The following is a 21638-nucleotide window of genomic DNA, read 5'->3' as shown; positions in this document are numbered from 1 at the left end:
TGATGTAGCAGATAAAATTTTGCTTTATTAATTTTAGAATCGGAAGTTATGTAAGGTTAGTTTGTACTTTTTATTGACGAAGTATTGAAATAAAAAAATGTAGTAAAAATTTTAGTCTTGAGAGCATGACTAAAGCCTTTACTACATATTTCTAAATTATGTTCTTTCAAAGAAAATTATATAGCTGATAATAATTCTAGATGATTGTTGTTATACACCAGCCTTTGTTAACTGGGACTCTCGCCGCCTCGGTACATCGTAAACCATGAAATCATGTGCCATATCCGTATTAGGAAAAATTGCACGGGCTTCTTGAAGTAAATCCTTTAACTCTAAAAGATTTCCGGGAGCATAGCGGGGGCTGAAATGAGTCATAATAAGCCGATGTGCTTTAGCAACTAAAGCTGTTTGTGCTGCCATTGTGCTTGTGGAATGCAACCGCTGAAATGCCATATCTGCATCTTGATGGGCAAAGGTCGCCTCATGAATTAACACATCTGCATCCTGTGCTAATTCCACCGCACCCTCGCAATAAACTGTGTCTGTACAGTAAGCAATCTTGCGTCCTATTTCTGTAGGGCCACACAATTCTTTACCATCAAATACTCGTCCATCGGTAAGAGTTACCGTTTCACCACGCTTGAGTTGACCGTAAACACGACCAGGAGGAATCTGCAATGCCTTAGCTTTTTCTATATCAAAGCGTCCTGCTCGGTCGTTTTCTGCTACGCGGTAGCCAAAAGCTGTAATTCGGTGATGCAAAGGGCCACAGCTAACCGTGAACTCATCGTCTTCATAAATTACTCCTGGACGAATGGCGTGAACTTTCACAGGATAGGAAAAGTGCGTGTGGGAGTAACGTAAGGCTGCTTGGATATATTCATTTAATCCAGGTGGGCCATAAATGTCAACTCGTTCCACATTACCAGCCAAGCCGCAACTAGCAAGAAGTCCCATCAAGCCAAAGATGTGATCGCCGTGCATGTGGGTAATGAAAATTCGGGATAGCTGGCTGATTTTTAGGTCACTCCGCAAAATTTGATGTTGAGTGCCTTCACCACAGTCGAATAACCACAGTTCTGCCCGTTGCGGTAATCTCAGCGCAACACTGGAAACATTGCGCGCTCTTGTGGGCACACCGGAACTCGTCCCTAAAAATGTTATCTGCACAGCGTTTTTTAGCCTTCCTCTTGCTCAGTTTGACGCTCTATTTTATATAGTGGCATGGTTGTTGAGCTTTCATACTTTTGATAAGCAAGAATTGAAGAGAACGCTCTGAGCGGGGGACATAAAGACGCACTTAAATCCCACAGATAAATCTGCGGGATTCAAACAAAGAAAAATTTCTTTTTTCTCCACGACTGAAGTTGCTTTCTTAAGACAGGGTTTAACTATTACGCCGTAAGTCCCCCGTTATAATTTGTACTCCCATTTAATGGTGGGAGATGTCACGCTAACACCTCCGCTGCTTTAACCTCTGACTGTACCTTGGCTTCTGCCTCTAGAAACTCAGCTACTTGAGCTTCAATTTCATCCCGGACAATCTGGCGATACTCCAAGAAATGCTCGATTTGGGCACAAACAGATAAATAACTACTTACTCCACCCGGATTATGCTGATACATATTCCACAAGTTACGCCAGAATTGCCAGCGTGTCTGACGACGGACACCTTGTCGCCAGCAAATGATCAGCAAGGCCCGGAGTACTTTCCAGTTCAATGGTTTCTTAGCACCTTTGCCTTTTTTGGGGTAGGTTGCTTCGCCCAAAATACGGTAGTGACGGTATGCACGATCCAAAAACCGTTCTGGCTCATACAGTTCCCAAAATGCCTCTACATATTCGCGGGCGATATCTGCTAACGGTCGAGTTGGCACAAAGTTCATCAACGTGGTTTGGTTGATGTTGGCAGATTTGCTACGGAGTCGTCCTTCTTTTTCTAATCGATGCCAAAGGGCTGTATCAGGAAGCGCTTGCAGCATACTAAATAAGGCAGTAGGAATCGCTGTTTGCTCTACAAACTTAACGATACGTGCGCCTGCTCCTGGTTTTTCGCCATCAAACCCAATAATAAAGCCTGCCATGACTCGCAGCCCTGAGCGCGTAATTGTATGCACCGCTTCACTGAGGGAGTCTCGCGTGTTCTGAAATTTCTGAGTGAAGGTGAGGCTTTCTTCGTCGGGGGTTTCAATTCCTAGAAAAACAGCCCCAAAATTACACGCTACCATTAAATCCATCAGTTCTTGATCTTGGGCTAAATCAACTGAAGCTTCTGTGGCAAAAGAGAAGGGATAGTGATGTGCTACCATCCAAGGCTGGAGTTCCTTCAAAAATAATTTGACGTTGCGTTTATTACCGATGAAGTTGTCATCCACCATAAAAATGCTACGCCGCCACCCCAGTTCGTAGAGGTAATCAAGTTCTGCTAACAGTTGAGTTGGGCTTTTGGTGCGTGGTTTGCGACCATAGAGAACAATAATGTCGCAGAACTCGCACTGGAACGGACATCCACGCGAAAATTGTACCGACATCTCCGCATAGGCATCAAACTCCAGCAAGTCAAAGCGCGGAATCGGAGTGTTGGTAACATCTGGTTTTTCACCACCAGAGCGAAATACGCCTGTACGATCGCCCCGTGCGATCGCCTCCACAAATAACGGCAGCGTAATCTCCCCTTCATCCAATATCAAGTAGTCTGTTCCAACTTCTGTCACTTCATGGGGTAGTGCTGTAGCATAAGGCCCACCCACAGCCACACGCTTACCCCGTTCCTTTGCCTCTCGAATCTGGTCTAGCAAATCCTCTTTTTGCACAATCATCGCCGACAGAATAACCAAATCTGCCCAAGCCCATTCTGCTTCTGTGATCTGCCGAACATTCCGGTCTACTAGCTTGAATTGCCATTCTTGAGGCAAAATCGCAGCTACAGTCACCAAGCCCAGAGGCGGTAGCATCGCCTTGCGGTCTAACAAAGCCAGTGTTTTTTCAAAAGACCAAAAACTTTTAGGAAAGCGAGGATATACAAGTAAAATATTCATCAAAGGTGATTGTAATGCCTAAATTTTTGTTGCTGGTTTAGTTTATACAAAGGTTAAACAGGGGGCGATATTTTCGGCACTCCTACTAAGTGCAGCAAAAGGTTTATGATTATTTGTCTAGTTATAGAGCGATCGCTTGAATAATCATAACACTCAGTAATTGTCAAGCAATTTTCAAAAATTAATAGTTATCCTAGCATCGAATATTACTGGGTGTCGTAGTCAAAGCATTAAGGCAATGGGTAATACAGGTAAGGAATTACCCATTACCTGTTTTAGGTATGAAACATCACACTTACTAAAGGCAGAAATGCCAATAGAAAATTATTCCAAGATTGCAATTGAACTTCAGGGGTGGGTTCTGGTGGCGCTAAGAGAGCATCTATTCTCTGCTCTAAGCGATCGCTCCCTGGTGAACCTAATGCAGCACAGCAAATCTCTGATGATAGTACGGGGGTGGTGCTGACTACCAAAAGCAATGATTCTGCTAGTAATAGGGGGTCTACCTGTGATGCAGCATAACCATCGGCTCGTAATTCGCGCAAGATTAAGAGTTCTTCCCACAAAGAGTCTGTATTTGGTAACCACGCAGTACAGTAACGCACCCAACCCAGCCAGAAAAACCAAAACGTGTCTCGGTAATGGTAATGCCCTTGCTCATGTGCCAAGACGCTTTCTAAATGAGCAGGTGAAAGAGTTTGCAGTAATCCTTGGCTAATTACTAATTCAGGTTGCCAAAAACCTATTTGGCCTGCGAAAAGTGCGCCTGTGTTGAGTAGCCGGACTTGCCTAGTGCCAAAATCAACCAGAGGAGAGTTCCGGGCAGCTTTCACAGACTGCCATCCTTGGAAAGCAAGTTTAATACATAAAATGTTAAAGAATGCAAGATACATCAACGCTAAAATATAACTGATCCAGCCTGTATACATTCCGCCCATTTTGCCTTGGGGGCCCATACACAGTACAGCGATCGCAGTCATGAATAGCAGTAAGGGCGGAAACAGAAATAAAAATAGCGATCGCCGCCACCGCAGACTCCAATTACCGTGAGAGCCAGTCCAGGAGGATCTTAACCACCAAGCAACTGCCAAAGCAGCCAAAATCATCATCAAATGCATCATTGTCCCTCCCTGGCTTGTCGTGCGGCTTGAATGCGTTTGGCGATCGCTTCTATTTGCTCGCTGGCGGCTTCATCCAAACTATCTGCGAAGGCAGCAATTACATCGGGGTTACCTACTGCCAGAAATCGCTGCAATTGCTCATGCGCTTTGATTACCTCTGCCTGCTGCTTTGTCAGCATTGGCCGCCAATAGAATGCCCGCCCTTTTTTGTCGCAGGCTAGCCAACCTTTATCGGTAAGGCGGCGCAGAACGGTGGTTACAGAAGTGTAAGCTAACTCTCGGTTAGGGTCAGACAAAATGCGATCGTGTACATCCTTGACTGTAGCCGAACCCAGTTGCCAGATAATCTGCAAAATTTCTGCTTCCAAAGGGCCTACAGACAGTTGTTTAGGGCGATAGTCGGGTAAAGGAGCCATATCAATTTTGGATTTGAGATTTTAGGTAAGTGAATTAGACGTAAAAATTCCCCTCTCTATTGAGTAGGCTTAACGTGAGTGCCTGAAAATATCTATCTTTTTTCAGATTACCTTTGATTGCAACTCCTAGCTTGAAAATAGGGACTGGGGACTGGGGAGGAAAGATTTTCATTTCCTGGTTGTGGGCAAAAGCCCATGAATGGCTGGCTTGAAAATATTGCTGAGTGCTGAATTTTGAGTTAAGAGGAAGTTGTATAAAGACACACAAAGCCAGATGTATAGAGCAACCTTATTATCTTCCGCTGTTGTTTCTTACTGAATCTTTCATCCTTTAGATGACACTAAGTGGTTAAAATGTGATCTCGGCAGTATTAGATCAGGCGTATCTAAGACGTGAAGCTATTTGTTTATCACACCCCGGAATTGACTCCAAAAGATCCAGCCCCAGAATGTGCGATCGCAATCGATGTTCTGCGAGCCACTAGTACAATGGCGACAGTCTTAGCAGCTGGAGGCGAAGCTGTACAAGTCTTCAGCGATTTAGATCAACTCATGGAAGTTAGCGAAAAATGGCCCCCTGCAAAACGGCTGCGAGCCGGAGAACGCGGTGGTGCAAAAGTAGCTGGCTTTGAATTGGGTAACTCTCCCCTCGACTGCACACCAGAACTGGTACAGGGATGTCGCTTGTTTATCAGTACCACCAATGGCACTCGTGCTTTACAACGGGTACAAGATGCCCCAATTGTACTAGCAGCAGCCTTAATCAATCGAGCTGCGGTGGTGAAATTTCTCCTAGAAAAGCAACCAGAGACTGTCTGGCTTGTTGGTTCAGGTTGGGAAGGCAGTTTTTCCTTAGAGGATACAGTTTGTGCCGGTGCGATCGCCCACAGCATTTTACAGCAAACTCATCTGTCACAAGAGGAATTAGCTGGTAATGATGAATTAATTAGTGCGATATCTTTATACTCTCAGTGGCAAGATAACTTGTTAGGACTTTTACACCAAGCTAGTCACGGCAAACGTTTGTTGCGCCTGGAATGCCATGAAGATTTAAAATATTGTTCCCAAACCGATATTTTAGATGTTTTACCCATACAGCAAGAAGCGGGGGTTTTGAAAAAACAAATTTAACACTTTACCTTTTAATATTTGTCCCCTTCTCAGCATTAGCCGGGAAAGGGGCAAATTTTCTACTTCCTTAAATTGTCAGCTATGCACCTAACCATCCAGCTAAGTTTTTTTGTTGCACAGAATCAGGATTATTTACTGCAATCACTTGATACCTTATGGGACGCGGATTTGCCAAAGTCACCGTTAGAGAACGGAGTAGGTCTTGGTGAAAAACAGTCACTTGAATGGTATCTTTTGGTTGGTAATCTTTCAGGCGATCGCTTAACCCAGTTGCTGTTACTTTAATACCATTAATTGCTAGTAACTCATCACCTGGATCAATTCCTGCTAACTGTGCAGGTGAACCCGCCTCGACAAACTTAATCATCTCTTTTCCATTCTCAGTATTTACCTTTACACCTAAATAAGGTTCTTCTTCTTGCTCCGTCGCTAATTGCAAGCCAAAAGGAGCTAAATATTCATTCAAAGGTAACTCTTCTGTGCCATCAATATAAGATTTAAAGAAATCACTTAAATCTCTTCCCGCTATCGATTCAATTACTGCTTGTAACTGTTCTGAAGTATAGCCAATTTCTGCTTGCCCGAATTGCTGCCACATTTTTCGCATGACATCATCCAGGGAGCGGCGATTGTTATGTTGTGCTCTAATTAACAAATCGAGTAGCAAGGAAACCAATGCTCCCTTTAAATAATAAGAAATTTGGGAATTGCCGCTATTAGCATCTGAACGATAGAGTTTAATCCAAGCATCAAAACTCGACTCAGAAAGTGGTTGAACTTTGCGCCCTGGGGTTGTCAGAAATCTGGTAATTTCCTTACTTAAATGATTCAAATACGACTTAGCATCATAAATTCCTGCCCGCAAAGGAATTAGCAAGTCATAATAGCTCGTAGTGCCCTCACAAAACCACAGGGAGGGTGTATAGTTTTCCTGGTCGTAATCAAAAACTTCTAGGGCTTTGGGGCGAATTCGCTTGACATTCCACAAGTGAAAGAACTCATGTGCTACCAATTGGATAAAGCGATCGTACTTGTCCTGAGCGCGGAATCCAAAACGCTGATAGATTAGGGAGCAGCAGTTTTTATGCTCTAAACCACCATAAGCTTGGTTAAATAAATGTAGTAGAAACACATATCGCTCATAGGGTAAACCATCAAATAACTGCGCTTCCACCTGGATAATTTTTTCGATATCAGAAATGATTTCATGTGGTTGGAAATTTCCCTCTCCCCAGATTGCTAGTTCATGAGGTTTTCCTAATACCTCAAATTTATACAACTGGTGGTTCCCAATCTCAAAGGGACTATCTACAAGGGTGTCAAAATCGGCAGCACAGAAAGTATTGGCTTGTCCAGCATCTGGTGATAAAGCGGTAGTGATCTGCCATTCAGAACGTGGAGGTACAATTGTCACGCGGATTGGTTGTTTCTCCCAACCGGGTACTCTAAAAAACAGTGCTGCACCATTAAAGTAGCCGTGAGTGGCATCTAAATGGTTTGTCCGTACTGATAGTTCGTTAGCAAAAATGCGGTAACTTATGGTTAATTCTGAAATACCGCTTGTTTCTATCTGCCAATGATTTTTACTGATTTTCCACCAAGGTAAAGGTTTATCGTCAGCAAAAGCGGCAAAATCTTGTAAATTCTTGGCATATTCTCGCACCAGATAGGAACCAGGTGTCCATACCGGGAATTTTAAATCGAGAATAGGCAATGGGTAGCCTATAAGGTGCAAAGTTACCTCAAACAGATGCGTTTCTGGTTGTGGCATTGTCACCAAGTAATGAATAGTCGGCAAGCGTTTTTGGACGTGGGTGTCGGGACGAGGAGCTATTACTTCAGTCATCTTGAGTGCTGAGTCCTGAGTGCTGAGTTATTTGTTAATAGTGAATAGTTTAGGACTTACGCACCGAGTTTGTCCCTTGAGGCTGGGTTGAAGGACGTAAGAGTTTGGAGATGTCAGGCTATTAAACGCCTACGCCTCTTCTAAATGCTTAATTTTCATTTCACTGTGTAAGTTCAGCACTTACTATTCGGCGCTGATTAGACTTTGCCAGCTAAATTTATTAACTGTTTGAAGTTAACCAAATAAATGATATTGCTGGTGGTGTCAATTTCAATCCAGCCTTTTTCATGTAGCTTCTCCATAATTTTGCCGGTTTCGTCAAGGCTGATTTCTGTTACCTCTGCCAAATCTTTAAAAGGGATATTAAAAATTTCTCTTCCCTTGTCTGATTTTTGACCATAGCTTTCACCCAAACTAACTAGGGTCTGGGCTAGTTTAACTGCTGGCGGTGAAGACCGCATTTGCAAGCGCAGGTTTACCTGTCGTAATCGCCGCACCATCAGTTGTAGCATTCGGTGATGTAAGTGCGGATCTTTAAATAAAATTTGAATAAAACGCTCTCTGGCCACACTAAGCAATTTTACAGGCGACAAAGCAATCACATCAGTTGAGCGCGGAGATTCGTCTAAAACGGCCATTTCTCCGAAAAAATCACCTTTACCTAAAATTGCCAAAGTTACAAAATTATCTCCAGAGGTGCGCCTGACTTTAACCCAACCAGAAACTAAAAAGTAAACTGCATTACCCCAAGCATCTTCCATCAAAACGGCTCGTTCAGCTGGGTATTCGTGGTCAATTGCAACGTTAAGCAGCCATTCCAAAGTCTGGGGGTTGGCTGTACTCAGTAAGGGGAAAAGTTCACTAAAAACCTCAGTCTGCATGAAATATCCGCAAAAAATGGATTTAGAGGGAGAAAATTAAGTTGACTATTATAAGTTTTAAACTGTAATCATTCACTGAATACGGTAGCAATTCTGCTACCAATTTAATTAAGAATGTTCAGTTTTTTAGGTCTGTTATCCTAAGTACAACATAACAATTATGTATGCGATCGCAATCAGCGGTTTTACTGACAGAAATTTATTTACTCTTATTTGGTGGTTGGCTATCACCAGCCAGGATGTTAATTTGTTTATTTAAATTTTCCACTAGTTGATTCAAAGCAACCACAGCCTCTAATTGCTCAGATTTAAGGCTGGGATTGAGCAGTAGCCGTTTTTGTAATTCATGCAACTTCAAGCTTAGTTGCTGAGTTATTCCTAAAGTATCGCGGCTAAGACGATCCAACTGCTGCTGTTGATAGAATTTTAATGCTGCTCCCCGCAGCACTTGTAGTGTAGCCTCTTCACCATAGATCCCAGGCATCACCCGCAAGCGTAGTAATAAACTGTTTTGTTGATCTGGCCATTCTGTCTCTACCTGTTTTGGTTCTGTAACGGTATCAACAGGTAATCCAGCAAATTGCTTCAATTCGTTAATTACCCCTTGAAAAAGAGATAGGGACAAATCTTCGATGACAGATTGCAAGACTCCATTGTCACTCCAGAGTATTCTGCCTTGGTCAGACTGCCTTTCCAAATATAGGCGACCAATTCCTCCAGCCACAACTCTCCCTAATAATTCTTCTAGTAATTTCTTGGGTGATAGCGTTACTAGTCCCTCAATCGAACTGAAGGTATCTGAAATTGGCACTGGCAAAATAGTTAAATTTTCCGGAGTTACTGGCTCACAATTGTTCTCCTCTTCGCTTTCTTGGATAGGGGGAAAAGCAGTGCTAGTGGGAGACACATTATTTGCAGTAGGGATAAAGGAATAATCTACCTGTAACCTAGCAGGTTGTAATAATTCTGCCTGAGAATCAATCCATGTCGTTTGCTGATCTAGCTCAGAGTAATTAGCTTTGTCGGTAAGACTTGCTACATTCTTTTTTGAGGTAAAGTTCAGCCTTGGCTGATACTCATTTTTAGCATCTGAGTGGGATGTATTCTTGTAGTTGAGATAGGCTGAGAGGATGGTACGGTGAATATCAGCAGGAATCGCCTCAATCACCATTGAGCAATGAATATAAGACAAAATACGATTAACGTAATCTAGTGCTTCCCTGTCTTGCTGATGAACCATACCCAGCAAGAGCTGATTGTCTTCTAATCCCAAGGGCAAAATTTGATGGTAAAGGCAAGCTTCAAAAGATAAAAGATTATCAATTAGTTCAAATATTTGCTTTCTTTCATAAAGAGACTCCGTGAGGCGATCGCGTTCTTGCTCCCCTTGACGTGCAGTAGCAGTTAGCACTTGCGGCTCAATTTCTTCATGATCGGTAAGTTCGCCCTCTGAAGACAACATAGGTTTGATGACTTGGTATTTAATGGTAGTACTATTTTGCCTCTAACTTATTTAGTAGTAAATAAAGATACATCCAATATTTTTAAAAGTTAAATTAAATACCAAAATCTAGAAACTTAATTTAGGATTATGGATTTGGGATTTATCGCCAATCCAGAATTTCAAAGGAAAAGTCCGCTTGGTATTACTTAAGTCGTAGTACTATTTTATACATATAATTTCCACCCTTTCATGCAGTTCTCTACTAGTAAATTACTATCTCAACTAGGCTGATGACTTAATCTAGTTAGGGAACTCCAAAAAATAAATTATCCAAATTTCTGGACTCAACACGACTGTTCCTCCCCCCTGCTCACGGCAGTCGCTACAACGGTGGGAAACCCAACGGACACTTGCTTCCCTGCGGGAACGCTTACAGCGAACAAATCGGCAAAGTCTTTTGGCAGTTCCTTCTTGGGAGCCACTGACGGGTACGCAGGAGTTTCACGCCACTTCCCTCAAGTCGGGGAACCCGCCCACGGGGGTGGCTCCCCAAGTGGAGCAAGTGGCGCAAAGACCACCGTTGTAGCGACTGCCGACGCGTCCTACGTTGCTACCGCTACGCTAACACCAACGCAGTGTCCTCCGCAACGCGCTGCCTCGCCTGCCCTAAACGCGATGGGATATTTTTTTATTTGGAAGTCCTTTACTCCTGAGTTCTTAAAGCTTGGGCTACAAGATAGACTTTAGCCCATTCACCCATTACTTGATGAGTTTTGAGTTTTAATTGTTGGGCTGTTGCCTCTATTGAATTACCTGCTTTACGCAAATCTAAGATTTGCCGCCCAACAGAACTTACTTGTTGGTAAAGTTGCTGCCACTGGTTCTGGGTTAATCCCAGGTTGTGTTCTTGTAAGGAAATTGAAAGCCAGTTATCCACGAGTTCTGGTTTACCTTTGAGGGCAAAAACACGCACAGCATGGTAGCTAATTTTTTCCCGTAGCCGATATACTTCCTTAATTGGTTTATTGAGTTTCTTGGCGATCTCATCTTGAGGCTTGCCTTGCAGATACAGTCGTAGCCATTCTACTGCTTCTGTTCCAAGATTTTGTTGTAAATAGTTTTCAAATTCTTGTTGTACTGCCTGGCGCAGTACTTGTTGCTCTTCTATTTCTTGCGCCTCTTGATATTCTGCGATCGCCTGACTATCAACTAAGTTAACTCGATTGTCGCTGTCGTCTGTGAGAATTTCTTCTGAAACTAGCCTAATCATGTCACTGCTAGGCACTTGAGTTAAACCACCACGCTGAGTCCGGCGCAGGTAGTTCACAAAACGGTAAACCAGAAGCGGTTGATTCCGTACTGGTCGCAAACAATATTCTTCGATACTGGCAAACAGTAGAGTATCTCGCAGTCGCTTATCGCCTGTAACTTCAGCGATAGCAGCCATTTGCTCTTGGATGTAGCTATCACTTTGGAGTAACTCCTGGATCACTTCTTGTAATACATCAATTACACTACGCTGGCGATCGCGGCTGAGGGAAACCCAAGTTTGAATTTTATTGCGTAATGTCATTAAACTCGCCAACCGGGTTATTAGGTTGCGATAAGCACGTTCTCTTGCTATGCCCAAGTAACGTTGCAATAGAATTCGATAACGATATTCCATCGCTTGCTTGGCAATCTCTAGGTCTTTCGGATTGAGCAGATCAAACCGTTGAAAGTCACGTCCCAACAGCCACAGAATTATACTTTCTTTGGCAGCTACGCTTTGTTCTGGACACTCTGCTACCAGGCGTTTTCGCCAATATTGCGCCAGTTTTTCTGCTTCTGTTGCCATAGCGAGATTGCGCTCCTCGAAACCCTGTTTTAAAGTTTGCATCACAACCCCCATTTACCCCACTTAACTTATTAACTGGCAGTTGCCCCTAAATTCATCTTCTTCATGAAGACATCTCAGTGATTCCATAGTTATTACGTCTGGAATGACCAACTTTATGCAAAAATTCTCTATTGCTGGTTTTACTTTTAGTCTCCAAGTACTGTAAATCCCCCTATCTGAAGCATTTTTACTCAATTACACAAATTATAAATTTTTATAAACTTATCACTGGGTAACTAAGAAAAACAATTTGCCTATAGTTGATGAGGATATCCTTATGTTGTGGAAGGGTTTGCAAGAGTTGGCATTTTGCACCTGATAAAAAAGTGAAGACGATTCACTTTCATCCAGACGTTGTAGCTTTTATATAAGTTTCACTTCTCTAAAGTTTCTCAGTAAAAATATAAAAAATTTGTAAGTTTCCATAACCATCCTTAAGCTTCTTGCAACAGCGCCTTTTGTAATTTTGTTGTGTAAGGGACAAACGTAAGATATATAACCTTATTTTGAAAATCCCACTGAAAATATAACAGTACCCATTAAGGTACTATTTTCATATATTTCTTAGACGCTTCTTATAAGTAAGCGTTAAAGCTAGACTGCACAGCAACCTAAAATATAATTGCATTTACATTTACTTTCATGACGCAATACATTAGGGACGCTGCGAATAAATGTAGATTTTTAATCTTGCTTGGCTATTAGATATAATGGTGAACTTCGACTATTTTTTACAGCTAAACTCGCAGAATAAAACGACTTAAAAATTAAATTATTACCCATTTGTATTTGTTAAAACTTCCAAACTTTTGAAAATCATCTCAAGATTAACAGTTAGTAATCAATGAATAGAGACGCGATTACTCGCGTCTATTTTGATATTTCATGGTCAAGAAGTATAGGTCAATAATTTATTGCCATTGTGAACTTTTGACTCTGGGGTTTTGGCTAAATAATCAACAAATCTAACTTTATCGCCCGTTCGATGATCTAACGATTGGGTTTTCCACAGAATCTCGATATTGTTGGACTGCTTCTGTATAAGCAATGGGCAGAACAGCTTCGACGTTTTCATGAGGTCTGGGGATAATAACCCAAGATTCTAAAGTACCACCATGAACATTCTCAGCAGCTTCAACACCAGCAGCCATAGCGGTCTTGACTTCAGAAACATCCCCACGAATATTTACTGTAAAGCGGGCGCTACCTACTCTGATATACCCAACAAGGGTAACTCGACCAGCTTTTACCATAGCATCTGCTGCTGCTAGTACAGCAGGAAAACCTTTAGTTTCTAGTGATCCAACTGCCTGTAGTGACATTACTAATCTCCTGTATGAATAAATTTATATGGCGTTACAAGTTAATTGTACGAAGCTTCGCTACCAAATTTTAATGGCGAACTTGTTTAAAAGATGCGAAAAGGATCGCTTTTATCGGTGAAGTGGATTGGTAAAATAGTCTCCACATTTTCCGGGGGATTAGGAACTATGTAATGGGTAATTACTGTATCGACCTTTACTTGCTCTCCCGCATCAATTCCTGCTTCAACAGCTCTTCTAACTTCAGCAACGTGTCCCCGAACAGCGACTATCAAGCGGCCGCTTTCTGCTATACCATAATATACCAGTGTGACTGCGGCAGATTTCACCATGGCATCTGCTGCTGCCAATACCGAAGGAAAACCTAAAGTTTCAATTACGCCAACCGCCATTGGCATGGCTATACTCTCCTGAGTTAAGGATAAGTGATATTTATTGTACGAGGCTTTAGTCCCAATTTTGACATTCTGGACAATTTTTTTGAACTGGGCATAGGGCATTGGGCATTAGTATTCATACTCAGCACTCAGCACTCAGGATTCAGCACTTACGATTCATCACTGTTCGGCACACTACGGTAAACTAAGGTTTATGTTTCCTAGTTTTTTACCTACAGCAGTTGGGCGACTGACAGAACCAGCCTCGATCGCACTAGCGCAGAGTATTCAATCTCAAGCGATCGCTACTCCCCTAAATAATGAACCAATCACTACAACTTATGTACATCAAGGTAGTGGTGGTACACCGATTTTATTAATTCACGGTTTTGATAGTTCTGTATTTGAATTTAGGCGGCTTTTACCGCTGCTTGCAGTAGATAATGAAACTTGGGCTGTGGATTTGTTAGGTTTTGGTTTTACAGATCGACCTACTGGTATTACTTATAGCCCAACTGCAATTAAAACTCATCTTTATTATTTTTGGAAAACCCTGATTAACCAACCTGTAATTTTGGTGGGTGCGTCGATGGGGGGTGCGGCGGCGATTGATTTTACACTTACTTATCCAGAAGTAGTGCAGAAATTGGTGTTAATCGATAGCGCTGGTTTGAAGAGCGGTTCACCGTTAAGCAGATTGATGATTCCCCCATTAGATTATTTAGCCACAGAATTTTTACGTAATCCCAAAATCCGCGATCGCATTTCCCGCGCTGCTTATAAAAGTCAACACCTTTACTCTGTTGATGCTCTAGATTGTGCAGCATTACATCTACAAACGCCTAGTTGGAGTCAAGCTATAATTGCTTTCACTAAAAGTGGTGGTTACCGTGCTTTTAGATTTAAGAAAATAGCAACAATTTCACAGCCAACGCTGATTTTGTGGGGAGATTCGGATAAAATTTTGGGTACTAAAGATGCCTATAGATTTAAACGGGCAATTCCCCATAGCAAACTCATCTGGATTCAAGATTGTGGTCATGTTCCTCACCTAGAACAACCACAAATTACTGCCCAACATATTTTAGAATTTCAAGGTAAATCATAGATAAATTGAGATGCTGGGAGAATCGCTAATCAAAAAGGCTATATTTGCGATTTCCCAATACCTGATATCTCCATGCAGTTGCTATTTACCTGGAAGTTGTATCAACTTGCTTAAACTCTAGTCAAGCAACCACATCTGCGAAGAAGTATCTTCAGACTCGTCTGGTTGTGTTGTAGCCAGTCTTTCCGAACTTCGATATGATTTTCTGTAGTTGATTGGGTTATAGGGTTCTTTTACTGGTTTATAGATTTCCTTTTGTTGCTTCAAGGAGCTACTTTCTTTTACAAGCTTGGAACTAGCTTCTGCAAGGCTTTCCTTTTCTTGCTTTAAGGAGTTAGTTTGTTCTATGAGCTTAGAATTAGCTTGCGTAAACTTTTCCTTTTCTTGTCTTAAAGAGTTAATTTCTTCTATGAGCTTAGAATTAGCTTGTGTAAACTTTTCCTTTTCTTGCTTTAAAGAGTTAATTTCTTCTATAAGCTTAGAATTAGATTCTGCCAAGTGTACGGCTGCACTTTTAGCTTCGTCAAGCTCTTTTTTTAGCCGTTCTGCTGATGCTTTTTGTTCAGACACAGCCGAGTTTAAATCAGTTATTTTTTCTTGGAAAGAGGCTTCTTGTTGATGAGCTTTTTCCAGCTTGTCTTTCAACTCTTTAAGGGTTACTTCTAAATCGGCCTTAGTCTGATTTGTACGCTTAGAAGTTGCTGGCCCGTTTGTCTGTGCTAACGTTTCTTCTGCGGAAGCATTTTCTTCAGTAACTGCTTCCGCAGTAACTTCAATGGTTGGTTCACCTTCGGAAGGCGTAAATTTTTGTACTTCTTCTTGTAATAAGTCGGAGACAGAGCGTTTCTTAACCATTATTTCCTCCAGTCATGCTGTAATTCATCGGCAACACGGCGGTAATCTGATTCTGCTTCCCGTGCATTTTTTCCTCGCCATTGAGTAATCGCCACACCCTCAAGTGCTGATCGTTCGTGAGCTTTATAAGCGCGGATCAAGGTTTTACAAACAGGAATTCCTAATTGCATGAGAGTGTTTTGGGCCTCTATTGCTTCACCTAAACTCCGCGTATCAACTTTGGTTAGCAGCACCCGATGGGGAACTCCCACAGGAGTGACAGCTTTTCTGACTGTCTCAATCAGGACAGCTAGATCCATTGCTGCTGGGGGTGTAGGTAAAACTAGATAATCTGCGATCGCTACTACCGCCGCTAATGCTTCAGAGCGCAGCGCCGGAGGCGTATCTACTACTACTAAATCGTAACTTGTTAGCTTTCGTAAATCACCTAAAAGTTGTGGATCGGTTTCTTGAGCTAGATCAAATCCCATACCATTCTCATTGCGCCCAAACCACCAACTGGCAGATCCTTGAATATCTGCGTCAATTAGAATCACCTTTTTTTCTTGAGCAAAGTTTGCAGCCAAATTGACTGCGGTAGTCGTTTTACCGACTCCGCCTTTACCGTTAAGGATAGCGATGATCTTTGGCACTGCTTACTTCCGACGCTGCCATATAAGAATATACTGCTTTGTGCGTCTAATACTTATTTTGCTAACACTTGCTTACAATCTAAGATTGCTAACAATCTAACTTTATTATAAAAGGTTTTACTGCTTATTTAGTAGTAAATACTTATCAATCTAGATTTAATTTCTGATTATTTCTGCATTTGTGCAAAAACCTCAAACTCTGTTTGTTGCTTCTCTACTCCTGTGCGATCGCAATGATAAGCCTTTAAGCAGATACGATATTAGCCCTCAAGAACAGAAAAACTTGTAACAATAAAATCCGAAGCTCATCAACTCCTCTAGATTTCTATGACAGTGACTAACAACCTACCTCATGGCCCAAAATTGCCGCGCTTTCTGCGGCTAATGAAATTTATTACTCGACCAGTGAAATATGTAGAAGATTTTGCCAAAACCTACGGCGATCACTTTACTATCTGGGGTAGCAAAGATACTCATATTATCTACTTTAGCCAACCCCAAGCACTGGAGCAGATTTTTACTGCCGATCCCAAGCATTTTGAGTCTGGGGTGGGTAATGGAGGTTTAGGATTTTTGTTGGGCAGTAACTCTTTGATTTTACTAGATGGCGATCGCCATCAGCGCCAACGTCAATTATTAACCCCTCCTTTTCATGGCGAAAGAATGCGGGCTTACGGCCAGGACATTCGGGAAATAACTCAGCAGGTAAGTAGCGAGTGGAGTATTGGCAAACCTTTCAATATCCGTAGTTCGATGCAAGAAATCACCTTGCGCGTTATTTTACGGGTTGTGTTTGGCTTAAATGAAGGACAGCGTTTCCAACAACTTCAGCAATTGCTCAGTTCCTTACTAGACTTCATGGGTGGTTCACCGTTAATGTCCACTGCTTTGTTTTTTAATTTTGTGCAAAAAGATTTAGGTGCTTGGAGTCCGTGGGGACGGGTGATGCGCCTATTGCAACAAATTGATCAACTGATTTATGCGCTGATTGCAGAAAGACGCACTGAAACTCAGCAAAATCGGCAAGATATCCTCAGCTTAATGATGGCTGCTCGTTATGAGGATGGGCAACCAATGTCCGATGAAGAGTTACGTGATGAATTGATGACATTATTAGTAGCAGGGCATGAAACTACTGCTTCTGCATTGACCTGGGCTTTTTATTGGATTGACCAATTACCAGAAGTGGGTGAAAAGTTATTGCGAGAACTGGATACCCTTGGTGTGAATCCAGATCCAAGTAGCATTGCTAAGTTGCCGTATTTGACAGCAGTTTGTCAAGAAACCTTACGGATTTACCCAATTGTAATGAATGGTGTGCCACGGATTGTGAAATCCCCAGTTGAAATTATGGGTTACAAAATCCCAGAGAGAAATGTCATCATCCCTAGTATCTACTTAGCGCACCATCGGGAAGAAGTTTACCCCAATTCAAAACAATTCAGACCAGAACGCTTTTTAGAAAGGCAGTTTTCTCCTTATGAATACTTACCTTTTGGTGGCGGTAATCGTCGCTGTATAGGTTTGGCATTTGCTCAGTATGAAATGAAAATTGTCTTGGCAACAATTCTGTCGCGTTTCCAAGTATCGCTGATGAGCAAGCGTCCTGTGCATCCTGTACGCCGTGGTTTAACTATGGCCACACCAGCAGGAATGCGGATGGTTGCAACACCTCAAGTAAAGCGTGCAAGTACGCCAGTGGCAGTGTAAGCAAGTAGGGTGGGCATTGCCCACCAATAACTTCGCAATTTGCTAAGATAATAAATGTCTCCTGCCGCAAGCAGTCCATTAAAAAATGCATATCATAACCCGTTCCAGACTTTCTGAGTTCTGGGAAAAGCATCCTAATGCACAAACAAGCCTGCGGCAATGGTACAAACTTACATCACTAGCTAAATGGCAAAACTTTGTAGATTTACGGCAAATTTTCCCCTCAGCAGATCAAGTCGGTAATCTCACGATTTTTAACATAGGCGGTAATAACTATCGACTCATTACTTTGGTCGATTACAAATATCAAAAAGTTTTTATCCGCCATGTCCTCACCCATGCAGAGTATGATACAGAGGACTGGAAAAATGACCCCTGGAACACATAATAGCAATACTTATATCGAATTACTTAAGTCTTTTCCTCCTCGTCCTATTACTACTGAAGAAGAACTATTTGCAGCTCAAAAAGTAATCGACTCACTGATTGATAAAGGTGAATTAACATCAGACGAACAAGACTATATAAATGTTTTAGGTACTCTAGTTTATGAGTACGAAGAACAACATCATCCTATACCAGATATTTCTGGTGTAGAACTGCTCAAAGCTTTGATAGTCGAATTTGATTTGCGGCAAAAGGATTTAGTTCCTATTTTTAAAACAGAGTCTATAGTATCTGAGGTCTTAAGCGGACAACGTAATCTGACAGTTAACCATATTCGACTGCTTGCGGATTTTTTTCACATTTCTCCTGCTGCATTTTTTGAGTCAGGATGAGAAAGAAAATTTTAAAAATTAGCAATTTTAAGTATCTCGTCCCGTGCTTCTTCAGGAGATTTATCTTTTGTATAAATAACGAATTTTGCTAAATCATGATTTGAATGATGCTTAATAAAATGTACGTTAAAATCTAATCCATTATTCACAATTCCACCATTTCGTTCATTGAGTATTTGGATAGATTCTTCTAAGTCTGGAGATGGCAAAATCAACACAACATTTATGTATGGTTCTAAAACTTTTTGTACGCGTTTGAAAAGTTCATTATCTTCATAAACAGAATGACCGCCGCCAAAATCAATGACACAATTGCTATGTTCAGAAAGTAATCTTTCAACAGCGTAGGCTTCAAAAGGTTTCCAATAGCGATAAATCCCTAGAAATCCTTCTTTTTCTCGTAGAGAGTTCGCCAACTGTTCATCATAATTTATTTCCTTATAATAATCCCATCGCAAATCATCCATCGAACACTGGGGAATTCCTAGTTTCTCAGCGAGAAGTTTCCCAAGAGTGCTTTTACCTGTACGAATTGGGCCGATGAGAACAATATCTGAAATCATAGGATTTATGATGTAAAGCCCTGGCAATGAAAAACAGCATCTATATAAATAAATTCCGCCCAAAAACGCACTATTGCGTTCTTTTCTGCGACTCTGCAACTCTGCGTGATCCCAAAAAAATTTAATTCATTTACCAAAAGCTATATATTTCAGTGAAATTTTTCACTCATCCGCTGTTCTAGCAGTTCTAATAAATCATCGACATCTTTACCAACTTGCTCAAAACAAGTCGGTGGTGGTGGTTCCGGTGCAAACTGAATTAACTTAATTTCACCCTTACCAATACCAATCATCACAACTTCTACTTCTGGTTTGTGATTCTCGATAATTCCCAAAATTTCTTGCAGCCGGTTCTCAACTTTACTATTTAATTTCTCTATCTGATCTTGAGGACAATAAACAAAATGCGGTGTTGGTTGTAAATCAATACCGATAGTACCCTGGCTATTACCATTTGCTAACCATAATCCCCAAAATAGTGCCGCTAATTCTTGTTGATTTTCTTTGACAAATCTATCCAACTGACCACGCCACTTGTTATCTGCTGATTCCGGCTGAGTACTACCAAAAAACATAAAAATTTAAAACTCAAAAAATATTTAACCCCACGCTAAGACACTCAGAGACACTTTGCGCCTTTGCGCCTTTGCGTGAGACTTTTACCTTAAACCAGATTGTACACGCCAAAGGCTAGTGTAAATGCCATCTTGCTCTAGCAATTGTTCATGGGTTCCGAACTCTACTAGTTTTCCATGTTCCATGACATAAATGCAATTGGCATTGCGGATAGTAGAAAGACGATGAGCGATCGCAATTGTAGTTCGATTGACTGTAATCCGTTCGAGCGATCGCTGAATTGCGGCTTCTGTTTCATTATCTACTGCCGAGGTAGCTTCATCTAAAATCAAAATTGGTGGATTCTTTAACACTGCACGAGCGATCGCTATTCTTTGTCTTTGTCCACCAGATAACTTTTGCCCTCGTTCACCAACGATTGTCTCATAACCTTGGGGCAGGTGCATAATAAATTCGTGGGCTTCAGCTACCTTAGCCGCCATCATAATTTCGTGTTCTGTCGCCTCAAAGCTACCATAAGCAATATTCTCAGCAACAGTGCCATGAAATAAAAATACATCCTGACTGACTAAGCCAATACAACGGCGTAAATCTCGCAAATTTAAGTTTTGTAAGTCAATGCCATCAAGAGTGATGCTGCCGACTGGCAATTCGTATAATCGTAACAAGAGTTTAACTAACGTGCTTTTACCGGAACCAGTAGAACCCACAATCGCAATGGTGTGACCTGCAGGAATCTGCAAAGATAAATTTTTAACGACTGGCAATCTTTCGTGATAGGCAAAAGTGACATTTTTAAATTCTACTTCGCCACGCACTGTCTCAACGGGTAAGGTGATATTTCCTGTGTGAATGGCGATGGGAGTATCCAACAAATCCATAACTCTATTAGTAGAAGCCATCGCTCTTTGATATAGGTCGAATGTATCTCCTAATCTAGTTAAAGGCCAAAGTAAAAGCTGAACTAAAAATACTAAAGAACTATAAGCACCTACAGATATTCTGCCTGCAACTGCTTCCATACCGCCAAATAGCAATAATACCGTAAAGGCTGCTAAAATTAGCATCCGAATTAGCGGGATGAAGGCGGCTGAAAGGGCGATCGCTTTGGTGTTACTCTGGCGATAAGCATCACTTTCTTTCTCTAAACGCGCAGATTCATAATCTTCAGCAGTGAAACTTTTAATTGTCGTGATTCCGCTGAGATTATTAGACAACCGTGCATTGAGTAAACCGACTTTTTCGCGCACCTCAGCATAGCGAGGTGCTAGTAATTTCTGAAAGAATACCGAACCCCAGAGAATAAAAGGTATTGGTAATATTGCCATCCACGCTATACTGGGAGCCAAAATAAAGAAGCCACCGCCAACTACTACAATAGTTGTAACTACCTGGATGATATCGTTAGCTCCCACATCCAAAAAGCGCTCTAATTGGTTAACATCATCACTGAGGATAGACATTAAACCGCCAGTGCTACGTTCTTCAAAATAAGCCAACTCTAGCTCTTGTAGGTGATTATATGCATCCAGTCGCAAGTTATGCTGAATATTCTGTGCCAAGTTCCGCCAAATCAACTTGTAGCGGTACTCGAAAATCGATTCTAGTATCCAAGTAATGACGGTGAGTAGAGAAAGAATTAAAAATTGCCCAAATATATCTTTTATTCCCAACTGAGCAATGATAGAATCCTGCTGCTTGACGACTACATCTACCGCAATCCCAACTAATGCTGGTGGAGCTAAGTCAAAAAGTTTATTGAGAATCGAAGAACCAGCCGCCAGCCAAATTTTTTTACGATACTTATGCCCATAGTCAAGCAAGCGCTGGAGGGGATGCTCAGAATGTCTACGCCTTCTTGATATCTGATGAGATTTAAATGCTGTAGCCACAGTTCGTCACAGTTGCGTGAAACTGATATTACCACGATAGAGGGAGCATCTCACTTTTGTAGCTATTT

At 41.6% G+C, this 21638-nt stretch carries 21 protein-coding genes; 6 read left to right on the top strand and 15 right to left on the bottom strand.

The genetic code is table 11. The features are described from left to right. Window positions 1–210 precede the first annotated feature (210 nt). The 4 genes from AC5JL8_RS06220 to AC5JL8_RS06205 form a co-directional block, all read right to left on the bottom strand. Entirely contained in the window at window positions 211–1170 is a 960-nt protein-coding gene (locus AC5JL8_RS06220; protein ID WP_495878902.1) for a ribonuclease Z, read from the bottom strand. Between the two features lie 278 nt (window positions 1171–1448). Further along, complete coding sequence (locus AC5JL8_RS06215; RefSeq protein WP_495878901.1) at window positions 1449–3038, bottom strand: B12-binding domain-containing radical SAM protein; 1590 nt, start codon at window positions 3036–3038, stop codon at window positions 1449–1451. A 275-nt stretch (window positions 3039–3313) separates the two neighbouring features. Further along, window positions 3314–4156: a M56 family metallopeptidase gene (locus tag AC5JL8_RS06210; RefSeq protein ID WP_495878936.1), complete on the bottom strand. Its 843-nt coding sequence runs from the start codon at window positions 4154–4156 to the stop codon at window positions 3314–3316. Further along, complete coding sequence (locus AC5JL8_RS06205; RefSeq protein ID WP_495878900.1) at window positions 4156–4575, bottom strand: BlaI/MecI/CopY family transcriptional regulator; 420 nt, start codon at window positions 4573–4575, stop codon at window positions 4156–4158. The genes AC5JL8_RS06210 and AC5JL8_RS06205 overlap by 1 nt, the downstream gene beginning before the upstream one ends. A gap of 393 nt (window positions 4576–4968) precedes the next feature. Here AC5JL8_RS06205 and AC5JL8_RS06200 point away from each other — a divergent pair, with 393 nt between their 5' ends. Continuing rightward, entirely contained in the window at window positions 4969–5706 is a 738-nt protein-coding gene (locus AC5JL8_RS06200; RefSeq protein ID WP_495878899.1) for a 2-phosphosulfolactate phosphatase family protein, read from the top strand. Window positions 5707–5785: 79 nt separating this feature from the next. On the opposite strand, the gene AC5JL8_RS06195 is transcribed toward AC5JL8_RS06200, so the two are convergent. From AC5JL8_RS06195 to AC5JL8_RS06185, 3 genes are all read right to left on the bottom strand, one after another. After that, entirely contained in the window at window positions 5786–7552 is a 1767-nt protein-coding gene (locus AC5JL8_RS06195) for a M61 family metallopeptidase (RefSeq protein ID WP_495878898.1), read from the bottom strand. 197 nt (window positions 7553–7749) lie between these two features. Then, window positions 7750–8433, bottom strand: coding sequence for a Crp/Fnr family transcriptional regulator (locus AC5JL8_RS06190; RefSeq protein WP_495878897.1), 684 nt, complete (start codon window positions 8431–8433; stop codon window positions 7750–7752). Between the two features lie 199 nt (window positions 8434–8632). Then, window positions 8633–9895: a GspE/PulE/PilB domain-containing protein gene (locus AC5JL8_RS06185; protein ID WP_495878896.1), complete on the bottom strand. Its 1263-nt coding sequence runs from the start codon at window positions 9893–9895 to the stop codon at window positions 8633–8635. A gap of 372 nt (window positions 9896–10267) precedes the next feature. On the opposite strand from AC5JL8_RS06185, the gene AC5JL8_RS06180 reads away from it, so the two are divergent. Further along, complete coding sequence (locus tag AC5JL8_RS06180; RefSeq protein ID WP_495878895.1) at window positions 10268–10624, top strand: hypothetical protein; 357 nt, start codon at window positions 10268–10270, stop codon at window positions 10622–10624. On the opposite strand, the gene AC5JL8_RS06175 is transcribed toward AC5JL8_RS06180, so the two are convergent. The 3 genes from AC5JL8_RS06175 to AC5JL8_RS06165 all read right to left on the bottom strand — a co-directional run bounded on the left by AC5JL8_RS06175 (window position 10581) and on the right by AC5JL8_RS06165 (window position 13476). Continuing rightward, window positions 10581–11768 carry a HetZ-related protein 2 gene (locus AC5JL8_RS06175; RefSeq protein WP_495878894.1) on the bottom strand — a complete coding sequence of 396 codons (1188 nt, stop codon included), beginning with the start codon at window positions 11766–11768 and terminating at the stop codon, window positions 10581–10583. The two genes, AC5JL8_RS06180 and AC5JL8_RS06175, sit on opposite strands and share 44 nt — an antisense overlap. A 959-nt stretch (window positions 11769–12727) precedes the next feature. Beyond that, window positions 12728–13078 (bottom strand): carbon dioxide-concentrating mechanism protein CcmK, encoded by a 351-nt coding sequence (locus AC5JL8_RS06170; protein ID WP_495878893.1) that lies wholly within the window; start codon window positions 13076–13078, stop codon window positions 12728–12730. An 86-nt stretch (window positions 13079–13164) separates the two neighbouring features. After that, window positions 13165–13476, bottom strand: a complete 312-nt coding sequence (locus tag AC5JL8_RS06165) for a carbon dioxide-concentrating mechanism protein CcmK (RefSeq protein ID WP_495878892.1) — start codon at window positions 13474–13476, stop codon at window positions 13165–13167. Between the two features lie 193 nt (window positions 13477–13669). Between AC5JL8_RS06165 and AC5JL8_RS06160 the strand changes: the two genes are divergently transcribed. Beyond that, window positions 13670–14563: an alpha/beta fold hydrolase gene (locus AC5JL8_RS06160; RefSeq protein ID WP_495878891.1), complete on the top strand. Its 894-nt coding sequence runs from the start codon at window positions 13670–13672 to the stop codon at window positions 14561–14563. A gap of 117 nt (window positions 14564–14680) precedes the next feature. Here AC5JL8_RS06160 and AC5JL8_RS06155 read toward each other — a convergent pair whose 3' ends face one another. Both AC5JL8_RS06155 and AC5JL8_RS06150 read right to left on the bottom strand, forming a co-directional pair. Next, window positions 14681–15418 (bottom strand): hypothetical protein, encoded by a 738-nt coding sequence (locus AC5JL8_RS06155; protein ID WP_495878890.1) that lies wholly within the window; start codon window positions 15416–15418, stop codon window positions 14681–14683. Continuing rightward, complete coding sequence (locus AC5JL8_RS06150; RefSeq protein ID WP_495878889.1) at window positions 15418–16050, bottom strand: AAA family ATPase; 633 nt, start codon at window positions 16048–16050, stop codon at window positions 15418–15420. Before AC5JL8_RS06150 ends, AC5JL8_RS06155 begins: the two co-directional genes overlap by 1 nt. A 327-nt stretch (window positions 16051–16377) precedes the next feature. On the opposite strand from AC5JL8_RS06150, the gene AC5JL8_RS06145 reads away from it, so the two are divergent. The 3 genes from AC5JL8_RS06145 (at window position 16378) to AC5JL8_RS06135 (ending at window position 18539) form a co-directional block, all read left to right on the top strand. Next, complete coding sequence (locus AC5JL8_RS06145; protein WP_495878888.1) at window positions 16378–17760, top strand: cytochrome P450; 1383 nt, start codon at window positions 16378–16380, stop codon at window positions 17758–17760. 85 nt (window positions 17761–17845) lie between these two features. Further along, on the top strand, window positions 17846–18148 hold the full coding sequence (locus AC5JL8_RS06140; protein ID WP_495878887.1) for a type II toxin-antitoxin system HigB family toxin: 303 nt from the start codon (window positions 17846–17848) through the stop codon (window positions 18146–18148). Next, window positions 18129–18539, top strand: coding sequence for a helix-turn-helix domain-containing protein (locus AC5JL8_RS06135; protein WP_495878886.1), 411 nt, complete (start codon window positions 18129–18131; stop codon window positions 18537–18539). The genes AC5JL8_RS06140 and AC5JL8_RS06135 overlap by 20 nt, the downstream gene beginning before the upstream one ends. Before the next feature lie 11 nt (window positions 18540–18550). Here AC5JL8_RS06135 and AC5JL8_RS06130 read toward each other — a convergent pair whose 3' ends face one another. The 3 genes from AC5JL8_RS06130 to AC5JL8_RS06120 form a co-directional block, all read right to left on the bottom strand. Continuing rightward, on the bottom strand, window positions 18551–19102 hold the full coding sequence (locus tag AC5JL8_RS06130) for a shikimate kinase (RefSeq protein ID WP_495878885.1): 552 nt from the start codon (window positions 19100–19102) through the stop codon (window positions 18551–18553). A 149-nt stretch (window positions 19103–19251) separates the two neighbouring features. Then, on the bottom strand, window positions 19252–19677 hold the full coding sequence (gene ccmS, locus AC5JL8_RS06125) for a beta-carboxysome assembly chaperone CcmS (protein WP_495878884.1): 426 nt from the start codon (window positions 19675–19677) through the stop codon (window positions 19252–19254). An 84-nt stretch (window positions 19678–19761) separates the two neighbouring features. Further along, window positions 19762–21570, bottom strand: a complete 1809-nt coding sequence (locus AC5JL8_RS06120; protein ID WP_495878883.1) for an ABC transporter ATP-binding protein — start codon at window positions 21568–21570, stop codon at window positions 19762–19764. Window positions 21571–21638 lie beyond the last annotated feature (68 nt).

The sequence above is a fragment of the Mojavia sp. genome (assembly GCF_059505145.1).
Note: the sequence above shows the minus strand (reverse complement) of the source record. Positions and strands in the feature narration are given on the sequence as shown.